This window comes from Actinomyces weissii (assembly GCF_016598775.1).
Lineage (GTDB): Bacteria > Actinomycetota > Actinomycetes > Actinomycetales > Actinomycetaceae > Actinomyces > Actinomyces weissii.
Genome location: NZ_CP066802.1, coordinates 1,513,701 through 1,534,162, shown reverse-complemented (window position 1 = coordinate 1,534,162; position 20,462 = coordinate 1,513,701). Strand labels below are relative to the sequence as shown.

The following is a 20,462-nucleotide window of genomic DNA, read 5'->3' as shown; positions in this document are numbered from 1 at the left end:
CTCGAGTTATCCACAGATAAGGTCATCCTTACCGAACTCGTGGTGCATATGTCCCGGTCTCGCGGTACCGATGTCCCGGTCTCGCGAGACCGGGACATATGGCTCACGAGACCGGTGAGGCCTGTGGATAAGTGGGGTCGGTCGCGCTCCAGCACCAGCGATGACGACGTCGCGGCCCCCGTCCTTCTTGAGCATCCCCAGCTCCCACCCGCCGCCGTCGTCCATCAGCCCCTGTCCGGGGCAGTGACCTGTGCCTCCCTCCCAGCCTGTGGCAGCCCAGCAGGCCGCTCCAGCCAGGGCACTAGTGTGGAACCTGTAGCCGTGCAGCACGCGCCTCCGCCCCGCCCGGGCGGCTGGACGCGGGCCGCCCGGCAGGCAGCCCAGGCCACGAGCACGGAAGAGAGCCCTCGGATGACGCAGGACGCGCAGCCCACCCCCAGCGCCGAGAACCCCACCCCCTACCGCTACACCGCGGCCCTGGCGGACTCCATCGAGACCACCTGGCAGGACCGCTGGGAGGCGGAGGGGACCTTCCACAGCGACAACCCCGTGGGCAGCCTCGCCGGCCCGGAGGCCTCCAAGGAGAAGTTCTTCCTGCTGGACATGTTCCCCTACCCCTCGGGCAAGGGCCTGCACGTGGGCCACCCGCTGGGCTACATCGCTACCGACGTAGTGGCCCGCTTCACCCGCATGACGGGCAAGAACGTGCTGTACACGATGGGGTATGACGCCTTCGGGCTGCCTGCTGAGCAGTACGCGGTGCAGACCGGGCAGCACCCGCGTATCTCCACCGAGGCCAATATCGCCAACATGCGCCGTCAGCTGCGCCGCCTGGGCCTGTCCCACGACTCGCGCCGCTCCGTGCAGACCATTGACGTGGACTACGTGCGCTGGACCCAGTGGATCTTCCTGCAGGTCTTCGGCTCCTGGTTCGACCCGACCGCCCCCCGCCGTGACGGCCGTGGCCTGGGCGCCGCCCGGCCCGTGGCCGAGCTGGAGGCCAAGCTGGCTGCCGGTGAGGTGGCGGTGCCCTCCGGCCGCCCCTGGGCGGAGCTGGACGCGCGGGAGCGGGCTGCGGTGATCGACTCCTTCCGTCTGGCCTACGTCTCCGACGCCCCTGTGAACTGGTGCCCGGGCCTGGGCACCGTGCTGGCCAATGAGGAGGTCACCGCTGAGGGCCGCTCCGAGCGTGGCAACTACCCTGTCTTCAAGCGCAACCTGCGCCAGTGGATGATGCGCATCACCGCCTACGCCGACCGCCTGGCTGACGACCTGGACACCGTGGACTGGCCCGAGAAGGTCCGCTCCATGCAGCGCAACTGGATCGGCCGCTCTGAGGGCGCCGAGGTCACCTTCGCCGTCGACGGCGCCGCCGCGGCAGGCAGCGCCGTCACCGACCTGACCGTGTACACCACCCGTCCGGACACGCTCTTTGGCGCGACCTTCATGGTCGTGGCCCCCGAGCACCCTCTGCTGGGCGCGCTGGAGGCCACCGCCGCCAGCGGTCTGACCGTGCCCGCCGCCTGGCCCGCAGGTACCCGTGAGGCATGGAAGGACGGTCACGCCACGCCCGCCGACGCCGTCGCCGCCTACCGGGCCTACGCGGCCAGCGCCACCGAGGCCGAGCGCACCGACGAGGGCCGCACCAAGACCGGCGTGTTCACCGGCCTGTTCGGCCTGAACCCGGTAAACGGCAAGCGGGTGCCGATCTTCGTGGCCGACTACGTGCTGATGGGCTACGGCACCGGCGCGATCATGGCCGTGCCCGCCCACGACGAGCGTGACTGGGCCTTCGCCCGCAAGTACGACCTGGACGTCGTCCAGACCATCGGCCCCGCCGAGGACCCCCGCAGCGTGGACCTGAGCGCGGGCGCCTTCACCGGCGACGGCGTGGCCGTGGACTCCGCGAACGCCGAGATCAGCCTGGACGGCCTGAGCAAGGACGAGGCCAAGGCCGCCATGACCGCCTGGCTGGAGTCCCAGGGGACCGGACGCGGCGCCGTCACCTACCGCCTGCGCGACTGGCTATTCAGCCGCCAGCGCTACTGGGGCGAGCCCTTCCCGGTGGTCTGGGACGAGGAGGGGGGCGTGCACGCCCTGCCCGAGTCCATGCTGCCCGTCGAGCTGCCGGAGGTCACCGACTACTCGCCGCGCTCCTACGACCCTGACGACGCCGCCTCCAGCCCCGAGCCGCCGCTGGGCAAGGCCGAGGACTGGGTCAAGGTGGAGCTGGACCTGGGGGATGGCCCCAAGGTCTATCGCCGCGAGACCAACACGATGCCCCAGTGGGCGGGCTCGTGCTGGTACGAGATGCGCTACGTGGACCCCACCGACGACCAGCAGCTGATCGACCCGGCCAACGAGGCCTACTGGATGGGGCCGCGCCCTGAGGCGGGCAACACCTCCGGGGGCACCGACCTGTACGTCGGGGGTGTGGAGCACGCGGTGCTGCACCTGCTGTACTCCCGCTTCTGGCACAAGGTGCTGTTCGACCTGGGCTTCGTGTCCTCCTCGGAGCCCTACCACCGGCTGTTCAACCAGGGCTACGTGCAGGCCTGGGCCTACAAGGACGCCCGCGGGCAGTACGTGCCCGCTGAGGAGGTCCAGGGAGATGAGGCCACCGGCTTCACCTGGCAGGGCCAGGAGGTCACCCGCGAGTACGGCAAGATGGGCAAGAGCCTGAAGAACATCGTCACCCCCGACGACATGTACGAGGCCTACGGGGCCGACACCTTCCGCGTCTACGAGATGAGCATGGGGCCCTTGGACCAGGACCGCCCCTGGGACACGCGCGCCGTGGCCGGCTCCCAGCGCTTCCTGCAGCGTCTGTGGCGCAACGTGGTGGACGAGGCCACCGGGCGGACCACCGTGGTGGACGAGCCCGCTGACCTGGAGACCCGCCGCCTGGTGGCGCGCACCACCGTGGGGGTGCGGGAGGACTACGAGGGGCTGCGGATGAACACCGCGGTCGCCAAGCTGATCGTGCTCAACAACCACCTCACCTCCCTGGCGCAGGTGCCGCGCGAGGCCGTGGAGGCGCTGGTGCTGATGACTGCGCCGGTGGCCCCGCACATCTGTGAGGAGCTGTGGCAGCGGCTGGGGCACAGCCAGTCCCTGGCCCGCGAGCCATTCCCGCAGGTGGAGGACGAGTCCCTGCTGGTGGCCGAGTCGGTCACCTGTGTGGTGCAGGTCAAGGGCAAGGTCCGCGACCGCCTGGAGGTGGACCCCGGCATCGATCCCTCCGAGCTGGAGAAGCTGGCCCTGGCCGCCCCGGGCGTGCTGCGGGCCCTGGACGGGCGCGGCGTGCGCAAGGTGATCGTGCGCGCCCCGGGTCTGGTGTCCATCGTCCCGGAGTGACCGGCTGAGGCTGGACGGGCGTGGCTGGCCGAGGCTGGGCGGCGTCTGAGGCTAGACGGCGTGGGTAGTTGAGGCTGGGCGGCGTCGGCTGCCTGGGCCCGGGGAGGCCCGCACCAGCCGGGGCTGCTGCTGGTTGCCGCTGTCTTCTGCCCCGGCTGGGTAGGCCCTCGCGCGTAACACGGGCGACGCCGCAGCTGGGTGCTGAGCAGCGCCGTCCAAAGCGTCAGCAAGCGCTCATAAACCGCTCAAAAACAATCGTCCTCACCGGTCTCGCGGTACATATGTCCCGGTCTCGCGAGACCGGTGATGACGAGGGCGGGATCAGCGGCCGCGCAGGATGTTGCCCAGGATCGAGCGGGTGATCTGGCGGCCTACCGAGCCGATCGTCTTCTCGATCTCCCGGTTGCGGCGCTCCGCCGCCCGCTCCGCCTCACGCCGCTGCCGCTCCGCCGCCTTCTCGGCCTCACGCTGCATGCGCTCGGCCTGCTTCTGCTGCTCGCGGCGCATCCGCTCGGCCTCCTTCTCCAAGGCGGCGGCCTGGCGCTCGGCCTCCTTCTTGGCGGCCTTCTCCGCCTCCGCCGCGGCCTTGGCCTCCGCGGCCGCCCGCTCAGCCTCCTCCTTGGCGGCCTGAGCGGCGGCCTGCTCGTCCGCCAGGCGCTGGGCCAGCAGCTCGAAGGCGGACTCGTTGTCCACCGCCGTGGTGTAGCGGTCCCGCAGGGGGGAGCTGTTGAGCAGCTGGGAGACCGTTGCCGGCTGGGCGGGCCCCATCACGGCGGCGGGGGCGTTGACGACGACGGCGGTCACCGGCGCCGGGCGGCCCTTCTGGTCCAGCACGGAGACCACGGCCTGTCCCGTGCCCAGGCTGGTGAGCACCTTGGTCAGGTCCAGGGGGGAGGTCGGGAAGGTGGACACCGCCTTCTTGAGGTTGGCGGCGTCAGCCGGGGTGTGGGCGCGCAGGGCGTGCTGGACGCGCGAGCCCAGCTGCGCAAGCACGGCGTCGGGAACATCCGTGGGGGACTGGGTGATGAACACGATGCCCACGCCCTTGGAGCGGATCAGCCGCACCGTGCGGGTGACGGCCTCCAGGAAGGCGTTGGTGGCACCGTTGAACAGCAGGTGGGCCTCGTCAAAGAAAAACACCATGGTGGGCTTGTCCGGGTCGCCCACCTCCGGGAGGATCTCGAAGAGCTCACCGAGCAGCCACATCAGGAAGGTGGAGAAGATAACCCCCTGGGACTGGATATCGGCCAGCTCCAGGGAGCTGATGACCCCGCGGCCGTCGGGCGCCAGGCGCAGCAGGTCCCTGACGTCCAGGGCGGGCTCCCCGAAGAAGGCGGTGCCGCCAGCGGCCTCCAGGGCCGCCACCTCACGCAGGATCACCCCGGCCGTGGCGGCGGAGACGCCACCGATCACCCGCAGCTCCTCCTTGCCTGCGTCGGTGTTGGTCAGGTAGTCCACCACCGCCCGCAGGTCCTTGAGGTCGATCAGGGCCAGGCCCTGCTGGTCCGCCCAGTGGAACACCAGCTGCAGGGCGGAGGACTGGGTGTCGTTCAGGCCCAGGACCCGGCCCAGCAGCACCGGGCCGAACTCGGTGACGGTGGTGCGGATAGGCGTGCCCTGGGCGCCCTGCCCGGTGGGGCTGTCCGAGCCGCCCAGGGTGAACAGCTCCACCGGGAAGGACTGGCCCTTCCAGTCCTGGCCGGTGGCGGTGGTGCGGGCCGACAGCTTCTCCGAGGCCTGGCCCGGCTCGGCCAGGCCCGTCAGGTCACCCTTGATGTCGGAGAGGAACACCGGCACCCCGGCGTTGGACAGGCCCTCGGCCAGCAGCTGCAGCGTGCGGGTCTTGCCGGTTCCGGTAGCCCCCGCCACCAGGGCGTGCCGGTTCATCAGGCCCAGCGGGATCCCGATCTGCAGGCCGGGCACGGGGGCGGGGTCCTGGCCGGGGGCGGGCGCCTCCACCGTCTCCAGGTAGGTGCCCACCGGCAGGAAGGCCTTGCCGAAGTCGTAGCCCGCCCGGACCGTCTCGGCGTAGCCGCTGGCCTTCACGGTGGCCTGCGGGGCAGGGGCCGTCTCAGCGGCGACGGCGGCGGGGGCGGTCTGTGGTGCGCCAGCCGCGTCGACGGCGGGGCTGGGGGTGGCAGCGGCCGGGGCCTCCGGGGGTGTGGCCTCCTTGGCCGCCTCAGCCGCGGGCTGCTCAGCGGCTGTCTCCGGGGCCTGCTCGGTGGACGCCTCCGTGGCGGTCTCTGCGGCTGTGGCGGCAGCCTCCGGCTTGGTGGGCTCAGCAGGTTCTGCGGGCTCGGCGGGGGCCTGTGGCGCGCCCTGCCCCTGGGCGGCCATAGCCGCTTCGAGGGCAGCCTGGGCGGCGGCGGCCTTGGCGGCGGCCGCCTCCGCGGCCGCCTGCGCGGCCTCAGCCTTGAGACGGGCGATGTCGATGTCCTTGCTGGCGTCAGTCATGCTTCACATCGTATGGGAGCCGCAGCGGCTTGTGACCAGGCTGGCGCAGGAGTCTCGCCAGCCGGTGTCGCTGGCTCCCCGGACGCAGGGCACCAGCCACCGGGGACCACTAGGCTGGCAGCCATGACGCTTGCCGTGGTCACTGACTCCACCGCCTGCCTGCCCGCCCCGCTGGCCCGTGAGGCCGGGATAACGGTGGTGGAGGTGCCGGTGGCGCAGGGGACCAGCTCGCGGCCCGCCGTCGTCGAGCTGCAGGAGGCCTACCGCCACGCCCTGGGCCAGGCCGACGAGGTGCTGGCCGTGCACATCTCCGCCGCCCTGTCCGGCACCGTGGACAACGCGCGCCTGGCTGCCGCCGCCCTGGGGCAGGACTCCGGGCGTGTGCGCGTGCTGGACTCGGGCAGCGCCGGGGCCGGGATCGGTTTCGCGGCCCTGGCCGCCGCGACCGCCACGGACCTGCGCCGCGGGGAGGCCCTGGCCCGGGAGAGCGCCGCCCGCTCCACCGTGCTCCTGCTCGCCGGTGACCTGGGGCGGCTGAGCCGCGGCGGGCGCCTGGACCGGGGCACCGCCTTGAAGGGCGGCACCCTGGGTATGCGGCCCATCCTCCAGGTCACAGGGGCGGGCATCCAGGCGGTGGAGACAGTGCGGGGCGCGGCCCGCGCCCGCAGGCACCTGCTGTCCCGGGCGCTGCAGGCCGCAGGTGTAGGCCAGGGCAGCACCCCCCGGCCCCCGGCAGTGCCGGTGCGGGTGGCCGTGCACCACGCCCAGGCCCAGCAGGAGGCTGAGGACCTGCTCGCCGAGCTGCGGACGGCGCTGCACGACGGGGGAGCCACCGTCACCACCACCCTTTGTGCTCCGGTGGACGCCGCCACCGAGGTGCATGTGGGGGCGGGCTCGTTGGGCGTTGTGGTGGCTCCGGTGGTGGGGGCGGCCAGCTGACGGGGCGCGTTGCGCAGTAGGCCTGAGTGCTGGCTGTGCGGCGGGGACGACCTGCTGTGCAGTCCCGGCTGGGACGATCTCCGAGCGGGGCCTGGTGCGCTGGACTGGGCAGCTTGCTGCGGGGCGCCGCCCACAGGACGGGGCTTCTGTGTGCCTGGCTGGGGTGGTCCCCAGACAGGTCCGCGCTGCACAGGTGCTCGAATGACTCGCCCGTACACCGCAGAGATGCGTGCGGGCGGTGCCAGGGGCGCGGCACCGTAACTTGCCGTTATGGCAGGCAGGAGGGTCCTAGGGCGGGGAGGCAGGCGCAGGCTCGATGAGCTGGTGCGCCGCGCCTACACGGTCGAGCCCCAGCCGACGGTGCACCACCCGCGCCGCTACGCCCTGGCCCCGCGCGTGGCTATCGCCGCTGGCTGCGCCCTGATAACCCTGGCCCTCGCCCTGGCGGCGCACGCCGTCCTCAGGGCCCCGGTTACGGCACCGGGGACCGCGCTGGCAGCAGCCCCGCAAGGCACAGCCAGCCCCGGTGGCACAGACGGCGGCGGCCCCGGTGGCACAGACAACGTCTACCCCGGTGGCACAGACGGCGGCGGCCCCGGTGGCAGGCAGGCAGGAGTCTCCCCGGGACCCGGTGCGCAGAAGGTACCCGCCGGGGAGGTCACCGTCCACGTCACCGGGGCGGTGGGCAACCCCTCGGTCCAGCGCCTGCCTGCGGGCTCCCGCGTGGCCGACGCCGTGGCCGCCGCCGGGGGAGCCAGCCCTGAGGCCGACACTCAGTCCCTGAACCTGGCCCGGGTGCTCAACGACGGCGAGCAGGTGCGCGTACCCAAGGTCGGTGAGTCCCCACCAGCGGCCCCGGCCGGGGCTGAGGGGAGCCAGACCGGGGCGGGCCCCGGCGCGGGAGCAGCCCCAGGCGGTGGGCCGGCAGGCAAGGTCAACGTGAACACCGCCGAGGCCAGCGCCCTGGAGACCCTGCCCGGCATCGGCCCCACCCTGGCCAAGCGGATAATCGCCTACCGCAACGAGCACGGTCCCTTCGCCACGGTCGAGGACCTCACCGACGTCCCCGGCATCGGCCCCGCCGTCCTGGAGGGCCTGCGCCAGGAGGCGACCACATGAGTGCCCCAGCAGGTGCCCCGCGCCCGCGCGTGCGCTCCACGCCCCAGGCAACGCGCCTGAGACCGTCCGCTGCATGCCCGCGCCCGCGCGTGCGCTCCACACCGCACCTGCCAGGATCCTTCACCCCGAGCCTGCAGGATTCTGCGTCCTCTTCAATCCCTCCGGCGCCCGCAGGCTCCCAACGTCCCCAGGTACCAGGAGCTCCCAGGGGACGGCAGGACGCGCCCGCTGCCCCGCACCCACAGGGCTCCCCGGCTGCGCTGCGCCCCCAGGCACCCGCCGCCCTGGACCTGCGGCTGGCACCAGCAGCGCTCGCGGCCTGGGCCACCGCCTGGTACGCGACCGCCGTCACCGGTCCGCAGGCCTGGCAGCGCGTAGCCCTACAAGGGGCGGCGGCCAGCCTGGTGGCGCTAGGGCTGCTGGCTCTAGCCCACCGCTTCAGGCCGCCCCGGCACCGCCTGGACCCGCGTCCAGGGGCCCAGGACCTGCCCGCGGCCAATGTCGGCTCCACCACTGCCAGCCTGCTGCTGGGGGTCGTGGCCGTCGTCGCCATGCTGCTGGTCACCAGCGCCCAACTGGCCGTCCGCCAGGCAGACCCACTGTCCCAGGCGGCCGTCAACCGGCAGCCGGTTACCGTCATCGGCACCCTCAAGCAGGCTCCCCTGGAGGTGGTCGGCGGCCACGGCACCGTCTACACCGAGATCGACGTCGAGACCGTGGACGGCCAGCCCAGCCACCTGCAGGCCCGTGTCATCAGCCGTGGGCCCTGGCAGACCATGCGCCTGGGGGAGCAGGTGCGGGTACGCACCACCGTGCAGCCTGCCGGGGCGGGGGAGCGTGCCGTATGCCTGGTACGCAGCCCCCAGGTCCGTTCCCTGGCCCCGCCCAGCGGCCTGGCTGGCGGGGTGGAGCGGCTGCGCGGACAGGTGCGCAGCGTGCTGCAGGGCCTGGACCCGCCCGGCCCGGACCCACCGGCAGGCAGCCGGGAGCTGGTGCTGGGCCTGGCCCTGGGGGACGACTCCAAGCTGCCCACCGGCCTGCGGGAGGACATGCGCACCGTCTCCCTGACGCACCTGACCGCCGTGTCCGGGCAGCACGTGGCCATAGTCCTGGGGCTGGTGCTGGCCGCCCTGGGGGTGCTGCCGCGCCCGGCCCGGGCCCTGGCGGGCGCCCTGGTCCTGGCTGCTCTGGTGGTGCTGGTGCGCCCCGGGGGCTCCGTGCTAAGGGCCACCACCATGGGTGCCGTCATGCTGCTGGGGGTGCTGCGCGGGCGCCCCTCCGTGGCCCTGCCCGCCCTGTGCGGCGGGGTGCTGGTGCTCCTCCTGCTGGACCCCTGGCAGGCCCGCGACTACGGCTTTGCCCTGTCCGTGCTGGCCACCACGGCGATCCTGCTGTGGTCCCGGCCGGTCGCGGCCTGGCTGAGCGTCCTGCTGCCCCGGTGGCTGGCGGCTGCCACCGCGCTGCCGCTCGTGGCCCAGCTCGCCTGCGCCCCGGTGCTGGTGCTGCTGCGTCCCCAGTGGAGCCCCTGGGCGCTTGTGGCCAATGTGCTGGCTGCCCCGGCGGTCGCCCTGAGCACCGTCAGCGGGCTGCTGGCCTCGCTGCTGGCACCTCTAAGTGGCGCGGGGGCGGGGCTAGCCGCGCTGCCCGCCCTGGCTGGCTGCTCCTGGATAGTGCTGGTGGCTGAAGGCTGTGCGCGGCTGCCTGCCGCCAGCCTGCCCTGGCCCGCTGGGACCACCGGGGCGCTGCTGCTCGCGGCGGTGGAGCTGGGGGCAGTGCAGGCCGCACGCTGGGGGAGGCGCTGGCGGCAGCGACGACGACGCCGTCGCCAGGAGCGCCTGTGGCAGTGCTGACCCGAGGCGGCCAGCCAGGCCCAGTAGGGCAGCGGTGTCCCGGCGCTGGGAGCAGAGGGCCGTGCGGTACCGTTCCGCCGGTGGTGACACCGGTGCTGCGTTGCCCGGATAGGCGGCCTACGTGCCCACTGGCAGCCCACGGAGCCCAGCCCCGTACGGGCACCGAGGCCCGCAGCGGCCAAGGTCGCGTCCCGGCCAGGGCGGCAGAGAGTGCGCGCCACGCGGAGCCTGTCAGGGCTCCGTGGCAGGCTTGGACCATGGCCGCACGCACTCGCTCCACCCGCCCCGCCCCGGCAGGCATCAGCTGGGACCAGGCACAGCTGGCCCCGATAGTCCTGGTACGGGGCGGGGAGGGGCTGCTCGCGGACCGTGCCGTCTCCCGCCTGCTGCATCAGGCCCGCCAGGCCGACCCCGCCACGGAGGTCACACGGGTAGAGGCCGCCACCTACGAGCCGCACCAGCTGGACGCCCTGGTCTCACCCTCGCTGTTCGGGGAGCCGCGCCTGGTGCTCGTGCCAGAGCTGGAGCAGATGAACGACGCCCTCCTGAACGACCTGCTCGCCTACCTGCCGCGCGCCGACCCTGAGGTGCACGTGGTCCTGCGGCACAACGGCGGCCTGCGCGGCAAGAAGCTCCTGGACGCCATCAAGGCCTCCCCCTACCCGGTGGTCTCCTGCGAGCCGGTCAAGTCCCCCAAGGACAAGGCCGCCCTGGTCACCGCTGACGTGCGCCGCGCGGGCCGCAGCATCGAGCCCGCCGCCGTCGGCGCCCTGGTAGACGCCCTGGGCAACGACCTGCGGGAGCTCTGCGCCGCCACCGACCAGTTCCTGGCTGACACCCAGGGCCAGATCACGGCTGCCCAGGTGCGCACCTACTACGCCGGACGCATCGAGGCCACCGGCTTCTCCGTGGCCGACGCCGCCGTCTGCGGGAACGTCTCCCTGGCCATCACCTCCCTGCGGCACGCCGTGGCCACCGGCACGGACCCGGTGCTGGTGGTATCGGCCCTGGCCACCAAGGTCCGCCAGCTGGCGCGGGTGGCCGCCGTCTCCGGACGCTCCGGGGTGCAGGGACGCAACCTGGGCATGGCCCCCTGGCAGGTGGAGCGTGCCCGCAAGGAGCTCTCCGGCTGGAACGACGACGCCCTGGCCGCCGCGATCGTCGCCGTCGCCAAGGCGGACGTCGCCGTCAAAGGCGGCAGCCGGGACGCCGTGTACGCCGTGGAGCGGGCGGTGCTGGACATCTGCTCCGCCCGCCGCCGCGCGGCCCAGGCCCGCCGCCGCTGACAGGGGCGGGCCGCCGGGCAGGACTGACGGCGTGCGCAGCACCTGGGGGTGCCCTCGGCCGGGCACCCGGCGGGCTGCTGGGCAGGACTGACGGTGTGCGCAGCGGCCGCGCCGTCGTCGTCCGGCTTGCTCTGTTGGCAGAAGGACCTTAAGCACCCAGTTCGGGTGCTGGGCGCGGGGCCGTCTCGGTCCGCCGGTCAGGGAACCAGCACCAGACCCGTTCACCCTCTGGGACGCCCGCAGTAGGTACCCTGGCGCGCGTGCCTAGCCCCCAGCCCCGACTCCGCCGCCAGGTCCTGGCGATTCTGAGCAAGGGGCGTGGGCTCCTGCTGCACCCGGCACGGATCGTGCCCGCCGCCTACCTGGCCGGCTGGCTGCTGGGCACCCTGCTGCTGTGGCTGCCCTGGGCCACTAAGGACGGGCAGACCAGCTGGTGGGAGGCCTCCTTCACCGCCATGTCAGCCCTGTGCATCACCGGCCTGGCCGTGGTGGACACCGCCTCGCACTGGAGCCACGCGGGGCAGGCGGTAATCCTCCTGCTCATCCAGGTGGGTGGCTTCGGCATCATGACCCTGACCTCCATGATCGTGTTCACCGTCACCGGCCGGGCCAGCTCCGTGCTCGCCCGCATAGCCCAGACCGAGACCCGCACCAGCCTCAAGGGCATCCGGCGGCTGCCGCTACGGATCCTCACCCTGTCGCTGGTGTGCGAGTCGGTGGTGGCCCTGCTGCTCACCCTGCGGTTCCTGGCCCTGGGATACCCGCCGGAGCGGGCGCTCTACCACGGCCTGTTCCATGCCGTGTCCGCCTTCAACAACGCGGGATTCGCGCTGTACCCGGACAACCTGGTGGGCTTCAACGCCGACCCCTGGGTGATGGTGCCGGTGTGCACGGCCGTGGTGCTCGGCGGCCTGGGCTTCCCCGTGTGGAACGAGCTGCTGGACCGGCTGCGTGGCACGGCCCCCAGGCGCCTGTGGTCGGTGCACCTGCGCCTGACGGTGGGGGCCAGCCTCCTGCTACTGGCCGCCGGGTTCCTGGCCGTGCTGGCGCTGGAGTGGAGCAACCCCGCGACCCTGGGCTCCCAGGGCCTGTCCGGCAAGCTCCTGGGGGCGCTAGGGGGGACCGTCTTCCCCCGCACCGCAGGCTTCAACTCGATCGACTACGACCACGTCACCGGCTCCACCCTGCTGGTCACCAACGCCCTGATGGTGATCGGGGGCGGCACCGCAGGCACGGCGGGCGGGCTCAAGGTCACCACCGTGGCCGTGCTGCTGCTTACGGTGCTCACCGAGGTCTCCGGCGAGCAGGTCACGGTGGTGGGTGGACGGCGCGTGTCCGAGGCCTGCATCCGCCAGTCCCTGTCCGTGGCGGTGCTGGGGGTGGCGGTGGTATTCGGCGGGGTGCTGGCCATGGCCTCCCTGGAGAGCCTGCCGAACGAGGCCCTGTCCTTTGAGGCGATCTCGGCCTTCGGCACCGTGGGCCTGTCTACCGGGATCACGCCCCGGATCAGCCACGGCTCCTGGGGCGTGCTCATGGTCCTGATGTTCCTGGGGCGGGTGGGGCCGGTGTCTGCCGCTGCGGCGCTGGCCATGCGTGCCCGGCTACGGCGCTTCGCCTACCCGCCGCAGGACCCGCTGGTCGGCTAGCGGCGGGGCGGGGTGGGGCGGAGTCCAGGCCCGGACGGCAGGCCGCAGGCTCCCGACGCCGTGCCCCAGGTCCCAGACGCCCAGGCCCGGGGGCCCGGACGCGGTGTCCCCGCCCCGCCGTCGGCACCGCTCAGCGCTTGCGGTACAGCGACTTGGTGGCGTACACCGGCTCGTTGGTGACCTGCACCCCCAGGGAACGGAAGATGCCCTCGTCGACGCTGCCCAGGATCGTGGAGGTGTGCACGTCACAGCCCCGCAGCGCCTCCAGCTGCTCCAGCGCCAGGCGGGCGTTGTCGTCCGTGGCCGCGGACACGGCCAGGGCGATCAGCACCTCGTCGGTGTGCAGGCGCGGGTTGCGGGAGCCCAGGTGCTGGGTCTTGAGGGTCTGGATCGGCTCGATAGAGGACTTGGCCAGCAGCTCCACCTGGTGGTCGATCCCGGCCAGGGTCTTGAGCGCGTTGAGCAGCATGGCGGAGCAGGCCCCCAGCAGCGCCGAGGTCTTGCCCTGCACGATGGTGCCGTCAGGCAGCTCGATAGAGGCCGCGGGCTGCTGGGTGGCCTCAGCCAGGCGGCGCGTGGGGGTGACCACGGGCCGGTCCTCGGGCCGGGTGCCCAGCTTGGTCAGCAGCAGGGCGATCCGCTCGGACTGGACGGGCTCCGCCATCTCCTTCTTCTCGGTCACCAGCGCCTTGTAGTAGCGGCGGATGACCTCCTGCTTGGAGGCCTCCCGGCAGGCCTCGTCGTCACTGATGGAGTAGCCCGCCATGTTCACCCCCATGTCGGTGGGGGACTGGTAGGGGCACTGGCCGAGGATCTGCTCGAACAGGCGCTGCAGCACGGGGAAGATCTCCACGTCCCGGTTGTAGTTGACCGTCTGGACGCCGTGGGCGGCCAGGTGGAAGGGGTCGATCATGTTGACGTCGTCCAGGTCGGCGGTGGCCGCCTCGTAGGCGATGTTGACCGGGTGGTCCAGGGGCAGGTTCCAGATGGGGAAGGTCTCCCACTTGGCGTAGCCGGAGGCCTTGCCACGCTGGTGGTCGTGGTACATCTGTGACAAGCAGGTGGCCATCTTGCCGGAGCCGGGCCCGGGGGCGGTGACCACCACCAGTGGGCGGCTGGTCTCGATGTACTCGTTGCGGCCGTAGCCCTCCGGGGAGACGATGCGGGCGACGTCGTTGGGGTAGCCGGGGATCGGGAAGTGCCGGTACACGCGGATGCCGAGCAGCTCCAGCTTGCGCTTGAGCTCCTGGGCCTGCTGGATGTCGTCGCTCCACTGGGTGATGACCACCGCCCCCAGCCTCAGCCCGTACTCCCCGAAGGCGTCGATGTGCCGCAGCACCTCGTCCTCGTAGGTGGTGCCCAGGTCCGCCCGCACCTTGTTGCGTGCGAAGTCCTTGGCGTTCACGGCCACCAGGATCTCGACGTCGTCGGCGAGCTTGGCCAGGGTGCTGATCTTGTTGTCCGGCTTGAACCCTGGCAGGACACGGGCGGCGTGCATGTCGTCAACCAGCTTGCCACCGAACTCCAGGTAGAGCGTGCCGCCGAACTGGGCGCGGCGGGCGGCAATGTGCTCTGACTGGAGGGTCAGGTACTTATGGGTGTCGAATCCGGTGCGGTGCATGGGTCTCCTGTCAGCGGGGCAGTGGAGGGCAAGGGGTAGGGGGAGTGGGCAGGGGGAGCGCCCGGCAGCAAGGCGACGGCGCCGCGTCCCGGGAGGGGAGCGGCGCCGTCGGTGTCATGGGAGGCTTTCTCAGAGGGCCTCGACCTGCTTAGCGAGCTTGGACTTGCGGTTGGAGGCCTGGTTCTTGTGGATGATGCCCTTGGAGGCGGCCTTGTCGAGCTTGCGGCAGGCCTTGCGCAGGTGCTCGGTGGCGAGCTCCTTGTCGCCCGCGGCAATGGCCTCGCGCACGCGGCGCACGTAGGTCTTGAGCTCGGACTTGACGGACTGGTTGCGCAGGCGGGCCTTCTCGTTGGTCTTGATGCGCTTGATCTGGGACTTGATGTTCGCCACGGTTGGTGAAGCTTTCTTGTTCGGGTGTGGTCGGTGGCCGGAGAGAGGGTTCGCGCCACGGGCCAAGAGGTGGTGGAAGCACCCGGCGAGCCCGGTCGCTGGACCCCGCAGCCGGCCAGGCCAGAGGTCCAATGGGTGACTTTAGCATTGCGGGTGCTCAGCCCGGGCGCCTGCGGCGGGACGACGGCGTGAGGTTGGTCGCGGTCATGGTGGGTGGGGGCCCAGCTCGGGGCCGCCAGGCTCAGGCCCAGTGCTGGCGCAGCGCCCGGGTCGCGGCCTCAAAGGTGGTGCGCGGCATGGTGGCCCCCTCCCGGCGCACAGCCCCAGGATCCACCAGCAGCAGCCGGTCCAGGCGCATCTCGGAGCGGCGTCCCCGCGGGTCCCAGGGGCCGGAGCCGACGTCGAACCAGTACCGGCCCCAAGAGGCCTCCTGGGCGGCGTCACGGTCATGGTCCTTGCTGGTCAGCTGGGCCACCACCAGGCTGCCCTGGTGCCGGGAGAGCACCAGCACCGGACGGTCCTTGCCCTGGCTGGGGTCCTCCTCGAACGGCACCCAGGTCCACACGACCTCGCCCGGGTCCGCGTCGCCGTCGCTGGAGGGGCGGTACTGGAAGTCTGGCAGGCCGTGGGCGGCGACGTCGTAGACCGCCACCCCCGCATGAGCCCCCTCCTGCGGGCTGGTGCGGGCCTTGGGCCGGGGCCCGCTGCCCGCGCCGCCACGTTTGGAGCCGCCCCGGGAGGAAGGCGCCGAGGAGGCAGGGGCCTCCTTGCGGGAGCCGGAGCCGGAAGGCTTGGGGCCAGCCTCCGGGCCGGTGAGGTCGCGCATCTTGCTGCGCAGCAGGTCGGTGGCGGCGTCCTTGGCGCTGCGCCCCAGGAAGGACAGGATCCGGTCAAGCAGAGACATGCCCTGAGCCTAACCGGATCCGCCCCACCTCAGCCGCCGACTGCCCGGAGCCCGCGCCCGCCCGGCCGTTCTAGCCTTCCGAGGTGCCCTACCGCACCCCGCCGGTGCGCTGCGCCACCACCCCCAGCAGCCCCCAGCAGACGGCCCCACAGCCCAGCGCACCCAGCAGCACCGGCAGGATCCCGGCCGCGTCCAGGTGCCCGGAGGTGCTGACCGCCGAGGAGTCCAGGGTCAGGCAGACCGTCACCAGGGAGGTGGGCCACAGCTTGGCCAGCGGGCTGCTGCTGGCCACCAGGCCCATGCCCACCACCACCCCCAGGAAGCACACCGCCACCGGCGCGGCGAAGGAGCGCATACGCATACTCAGCAGGGACTGGAAGGCCAGCAACGGCTGGGCGGCCAGGACCACCAGCAGGCACTCCGCCACGAAGGCCGCAGGCACCACCGGCCCCAGGCCCAGCACGGCCCCCACCACCCAGGCCAGCGCCAGCACCACCAGCTGCATGGCCGCCAGCGGCAGGCTGGCCGCCAGGGTCTTGGCCGCAGCCACCCGCCAGGGCGCGTTCCCCGTGGTGCGCATCGCGTTCCAGCTCGTGCCCCGGTGCTCCGGCCGCCAGACGGTGGCCGCCAGCAGGGACACGCCCATGGCGCAGAAGAACAGGCTGTAGAAGACCAGCACCTGGGAGGTGTAGGACTGCCAGCCAGCGCTCAAGGTCTCCTGGTTGGCCAGGTAGTTCACCGTGCCGGACACCACCGCCAGCACCGGCAGCAGCACCACCACCAGCCACACCGAGGAGCGGCGCAGCTTCAACAGCTCAGCAAGTAACAGGCTCATGGTCCTCACCTCTCGATCCGGTCAAGCCGCCGGGTAGCGGCAGCGAACAGCGCAGCGGCCAGCAGCAGGAAGCCCAGCACCCAGCCCCACGGCGGGGTCACGTACTCGGCCCCCGCCCGGCCCGTGCCCGATATGCGGGCGCAGCACACCATCGCGTAGTAGCCCCAGGGCACCAGGCGGGTCACCCACTGGGGCGCCAGCAGCATGTAGACGGCGACGAAGGCCCCCAGCAGCCCCACGCCCACACCCACCAGCTGGTTCTCCTGCACCGCCGCCAGCCACACGTGGAAGGCGCAGAACACCAGGTCCACCAGGATCAGGCCCACCGTGTAGGACACCCAGGGGCCTGCCTGCCAGGGCACGCTCACTCCCGCCAGCCGGGCCACCAGCACCAGGCCCACGCTCTGGGCCACCACCGTGGGCACCACCACCAGGGCCAGGGCGGCCAGCTTGGCCCGGCACAGCGCCCCGGGGGTGTGCCCGGCGGTCGCGAACAGGGTCCAGCCCGCGCCGGAGTGCTCGATGTCGGTCTGACGGCTGGCCAGCACCGACACCAGCACCGGCCCGGTGATCGCCGCCATCATGCCGTAGCCCAGCAGCAGCCCCTCCCACAGGTGCTCTGCGGGGTCGGAGAAGCCGGGGCGGGCGGAGGCGGCGAACAGGTTCATGGAGGACAGGGCCACCGTGGCCCCGGCGAGCAGCGCCACCACCGGCAGCGTGCGCAGGCGTCGCATCTTGGCCAGCTCCAGGCGCACCGCCGCCAGCGGGGAGGCCGCCAACGACGCCGTCAGCGGGGCTGCCGCCCGCGGGTCCCGAGCTCTCGGGGTCCTCACTTGCGGGGACGGCGCCACCGGGACCTCCTTGGTCTTGGTCTGCGCGCTCATCACAGCACCCCCGCCCCACCGGTGAGGTCCATGAACACGTCCTCCAGGCTCTGGGCCTCACGACGCAGCTCATGCACCTCCACCCCGGCGGCCACCAGGCGCCGGTTGAGCTCGGCGGCCTCCTGCGGGCCCAGGCCACTGACCCGGACGCCCTGCGGCGTGCGCACCACCCCCACCGGGCCAGCAGCCGCACCCGCAGACGCTGCCGCCACCCCGGCGCTGGCCGACGCCGTCGTCCCTGCCGTGGTTGCGGAGGCCTGCGCCGTCGTCGCCGCCGGAGCGGCAGCCTGCGGGCCGAGCCCAGCCAGCAGCCGTGCGTCAACCGCCTCCGGCGTGGGGGTGACCACCAGCAGGTCCGGCACGCTGCGGCGCATCAGCTCAGCCCGCGTGCCCTGGAACACCATGCGCCCCGCCGAGAGGATGCCCAGCACGGAGGCCATCTTGTCGATCTCGTCCAGCAGGTGGCTGGAGACCATGACCGTGACCCCCTCCCCAGCCAGGTGGACCAGCAGGCTGCGCACCTCCTCGATACCGGCCGGGTCCAGGCCGTTGGTCGGCTCGTCCAGTACCAGCAGCTCCGGCTCCCGCGCCAGGGCCATCGCGATGCCGAGCCGCTGCTTCATGCCCAGGGAGTAGGCGCGCGCCAGCCGGTCCTTGTGCTCGGTGAGCCGCACCAGCGCCAGCGCCCGGGCCACCTGCGCCTCAGACAGGCCCAGCATCCGCTGCACCACCCGCATGTTCTCCGCACCGGTGAGGTGCCCGTAGCCGGGAGGCTGCTCGATCATGGAGCCGGTACGCGCCATGACCTGCCCCAGGTTCCGCCGCTCCAGCCGGGTGCCGAACAAGGTGGCGGTGCCCGCCGTGGGAGTCAGCAGCCCCAGCAGCATCTTCATGGTGGTGGACTTGCCCGAGCCGTTGGGCCCCAGGAATCCGTACACGCAGCCGCGCGGCACGGCCAGGTCCAGGCGGTCCACGACCGTGCGGGCAGCCTGCCCCTTGCCGAAGGTCTTGGTCAGGCCCTGGGTGGAGACCACCAGCTCAGTGCCCGCCGTGGAGGGCACCGGGGCACCAGGGTGACCAGGCTCGGCGACGGCGGGCAGGCGGTCTCCTGCCGGGGTACTGGGGGCGCGCAGCGGCGCGGTGGCAATGTGTGTGCTCATGTGCCCAGGTTGCCGTCCGCAGGCGGGCAAGTCGTCAGACCACGGCCTGAACCTGCGGCCCCGGCGCGCACCAGCCTCATACCGGGGTATGACGAGACCCGGCGTCCCAGCCGCTACGTTCATAACATGAGCCAGCAACCCCAGACGGCAACCCGTCAGGACGAGCCACCACGGCCCGCCCCCGCCGCCCCCGGCACCAGCGACGGCGTCGGTGCTGGCGGTTCCGCCGGTGCCAGCAGTGCCAATGGCAACGGCGGTGCCAGTGGTCCCAGCGGTGCCAGTGGTCCCAGTGGTCCCAGTGGTTCCAGCGGTGCCAGTGGTTCCGGTACTGCCAGCGGGTCGAACAGCGCCAGTGGAGACAGCGGTGCCAGCACTGCTGGTGCGGCCAGTGCTCTCAGAGGTTCCAGTGGTTCCGGTACTGCCAATGGTCCCAGCGGTTCCGGCGCGGCCTTGGCCCGCAGGGCGCGGCTGCGGGACCTGCCCCGACCCGGCTGGCTCGACGTCCTGGCCGCCGCCCTGACCGGCTACGTCGCCGTCTGGAACAACCCCGACGGGACAAGGGGCCTGCTGCCCGTGCTCCACCAGTGCCCGGAGGTGTGCCTGGAGGTGGTCTGGGCGGCTGTCGTGCTGCTGTGCTGCAGCGGGATCCTGCTGCGGCGCGTGGTCCCGGTGACGGCGGTCCTGGTGCTGACCGGCGCGCTGGGCACCCACCTGCTGCTCTTCGGTGAGGCCAGCCTGGCGGCCCTGATCTCCTGCCTGGTGCTCGCCGAGACCTGCACCAGCCGCCTGGCGCGCCCCTGGTCCGGGCTGCTGCTGGCCGCCTGCTACCTGGGGGCCGCGCTCAGCGTGCTGTGGATCGGCTACCTGGGCGGGGAGGAGCAGCTGGAGCCGGTGCGGGCCCTGACCCTGGTGGGCATGGCCAGCACCGTCCTCACCGTGGCCGCCCTGACGGGGCTGCTGCGGCGGCGCTCGCGGGAGAAGGTGGAGCAGGCCCTGGAGCGGGCGGCGGTGCTGGCCGCCCAGCAGGACGCCGAGCGGCGCCTGGCGGTGGTACGGGAGCGCCAGCGCATCGCCCGCGACGTGCACGACCTGCTAGGCCACTCCCTGTCAGTGATCGGCATACAGGCGGCGGGAGCGCGGGCCGTCCTGCCCAGCGACCCGGCGGCGGTGGACCAGGCGCTCGCGGTGATCGGGGAGACCAGCCGCAACGCCGTCGACGAGGTGCGTGCCCTGGTGGACGTGCTGCGGGCCGACGAGGACCTGCCTGGCCCTGCTGAGGCCTCCACCCTGCCGGGGAAGCCGGGGGAGCCTGGCAGGGCGGCCCTGGCTAGTCGGGGCGACGACGGCGCCAGCGGGCCGCTCCCGGCGGACGGGCCACGCCCTGCAGGTGGTTCGGGGGGTACGGGTGGTCTGCCGCCTGCGGGTGGTCCTGGGGCTGCTGGCGCTCTGGCTCCGGCAGCGGCTCAGGCTGGTGGGGGAGCTGAGGGCGCGGTGGGGCCGGTTGAGCAGACCGGGGCCGGTGGGCGGCTGCCGGGGCTGGAGGGGCTGCCCGCGCTGCTGGCCGGGGCCCGCCGGGCCGGGCTACCGGTGCGCAGCAGCCTGGAGCAGTGCGCTGACACCAGCCAGCCGGTGGCGGAGGCCGTCTACCGGCTGGTGCAGGAGTCCCTGACCAATGTGCTGCGCCACGCCGACGGTGCGCAGACCCACGTCACCGTGCGGGTGGGTGAGCAGGAGGTGGAGGCCGTCGTGACCAACGAGGCCGCCCCACGGGCGTGCCCTGCCCAGGACGGCACGGGCCGTGAGGGTACAGGGCTGGCGGCCATGCGTGAGCGCGTCACTAACCTGGGCGGCCAGGTGCAGGCGGGGCCGACGTCGTCCGGCGGCTGGCAGGTGCGTGCCCGCCTGCCCCGGACGGGGGGCCAGGCCACTGGGGCGCAGGGCGAGCAGCTGGCGGCAGACGCCGGGCGGCCTGGGACGGATAGCCTGCAGGCCGGGACGGAGGAGGGAGCGCCGTGAG

At 72.7% G+C, this 20,462-nt stretch carries 14 protein-coding genes; 7 read left to right on the top strand and 7 right to left on the bottom strand.

Going from position 1 to position 20,462, the window contains the following annotated elements; translation table 11 throughout:
• Positions 1–411 precede the first annotated feature (411 nt).
• Complete coding sequence (locus tag JG540_RS06295) at positions 412–3,357, top strand: leucine--tRNA ligase (protein ID WP_200274794.1); 2,946 nt, start codon at positions 412–414, stop codon at positions 3,355–3,357.
• Positions 3,358–3,678: 321 nt separating this feature from the next.
• On the opposite strand, the gene JG540_RS06290 is transcribed toward JG540_RS06295, so the two are convergent.
• Positions 3,679–5,811 carry a helicase HerA-like domain-containing protein gene (locus JG540_RS06290; protein WP_200274793.1) on the bottom strand — a complete coding sequence of 711 codons (2,133 nt, stop codon included), beginning with the start codon at positions 5,809–5,811 and terminating at the stop codon, positions 3,679–3,681.
• A gap of 123 nt (positions 5,812–5,934) precedes the next feature.
• Between JG540_RS06290 and JG540_RS06285 the strand changes: the two genes are divergently transcribed.
• The 5 genes from JG540_RS06285 (at position 5,935) to JG540_RS06265 (ending at position 12,651) form a co-directional block, all read left to right on the top strand.
• Positions 5,935–6,750, top strand: a complete 816-nt coding sequence (locus JG540_RS06285) for a DegV family protein (protein WP_200274792.1) — start codon at positions 5,935–5,937, stop codon at positions 6,748–6,750.
• Between the two features lie 270 nt (positions 6,751–7,020).
• Positions 7,021–7,869, top strand: a complete 849-nt coding sequence (locus JG540_RS06280; protein ID WP_234042710.1) for a helix-hairpin-helix domain-containing protein — start codon at positions 7,021–7,023, stop codon at positions 7,867–7,869.
• Positions 7,866–9,719, top strand: coding sequence for a ComEC/Rec2 family competence protein (locus JG540_RS06275; RefSeq protein ID WP_200274791.1), 1,854 nt, complete (start codon positions 7,866–7,868; stop codon positions 9,717–9,719). The genes JG540_RS06280 and JG540_RS06275 overlap by 4 nt, the downstream gene beginning before the upstream one ends.
• Positions 9,720–9,976: 257 nt before the next feature.
• Positions 9,977–11,005 (top strand): DNA polymerase III subunit delta, encoded by a 1,029-nt coding sequence (gene holA, locus JG540_RS06270; protein WP_200274790.1) that lies wholly within the window; start codon positions 9,977–9,979, stop codon positions 11,003–11,005.
• A gap of 260 nt (positions 11,006–11,265) precedes the next feature.
• Positions 11,266–12,651 (top strand): TrkH family potassium uptake protein, encoded by a 1,386-nt coding sequence (locus JG540_RS06265; protein ID WP_200274789.1) that lies wholly within the window; start codon positions 11,266–11,268, stop codon positions 12,649–12,651.
• 130 nt (positions 12,652–12,781) lie between these two features.
• On the opposite strand, the gene JG540_RS06260 is transcribed toward JG540_RS06265, so the two are convergent.
• From JG540_RS06260 to JG540_RS06235, 6 genes are all read right to left on the bottom strand, one after another.
• Positions 12,782–14,272: a DUF1846 domain-containing protein gene (locus JG540_RS06260; protein WP_200274788.1), complete on the bottom strand. Its 1,491-nt coding sequence runs from the start codon at positions 14,270–14,272 to the stop codon at positions 12,782–12,784.
• 129 nt (positions 14,273–14,401) lie between these two features.
• A complete protein-coding gene (rpsT, locus tag JG540_RS06255; protein ID WP_200274787.1) occupies positions 14,402–14,662 on the bottom strand; it encodes a 30S ribosomal protein S20 in 261 nt (86 codons plus the stop codon).
• Positions 14,663–14,903: 241 nt separating this feature from the next.
• Entirely contained in the window at positions 14,904–15,566 is a 663-nt protein-coding gene (locus JG540_RS06250) for a type II toxin-antitoxin system PemK/MazF family toxin (RefSeq protein WP_200274786.1), read from the bottom strand.
• Positions 15,567–15,654: 88 nt separating this feature from the next.
• The gene (locus tag JG540_RS06245; protein ID WP_200274785.1) at positions 15,655–16,401 is read right to left on the bottom strand and encodes an ABC transporter permease; all 747 of its coding nucleotides are present in this window, start codon (positions 16,399–16,401) and stop codon (positions 15,655–15,657) included.
• A 5-nt stretch (positions 16,402–16,406) separates the two neighbouring features.
• The gene (locus JG540_RS06240; RefSeq protein ID WP_200274784.1) at positions 16,407–17,285 is read right to left on the bottom strand and encodes an ABC transporter permease; all 879 of its coding nucleotides are present in this window, start codon (positions 17,283–17,285) and stop codon (positions 16,407–16,409) included.
• Positions 17,285–18,445, bottom strand: a complete 1,161-nt coding sequence (locus JG540_RS06235) for an ABC transporter ATP-binding protein (RefSeq protein ID WP_200274783.1) — start codon at positions 18,443–18,445, stop codon at positions 17,285–17,287. The genes JG540_RS06240 and JG540_RS06235 overlap by 1 nt, the downstream gene beginning before the upstream one ends.
• Positions 18,446–18,895: 450 nt before the next feature.
• Between JG540_RS06235 and JG540_RS06230 the strand changes: the two genes are divergently transcribed.
• Positions 18,896–20,461 carry an ATP-binding protein gene (locus tag JG540_RS06230; protein WP_200274782.1) on the top strand — a complete coding sequence of 522 codons (1,566 nt, stop codon included), beginning with the start codon at positions 18,896–18,898 and terminating at the stop codon, positions 20,459–20,461.
• Position 20,462 lies beyond the last annotated feature (1 nt).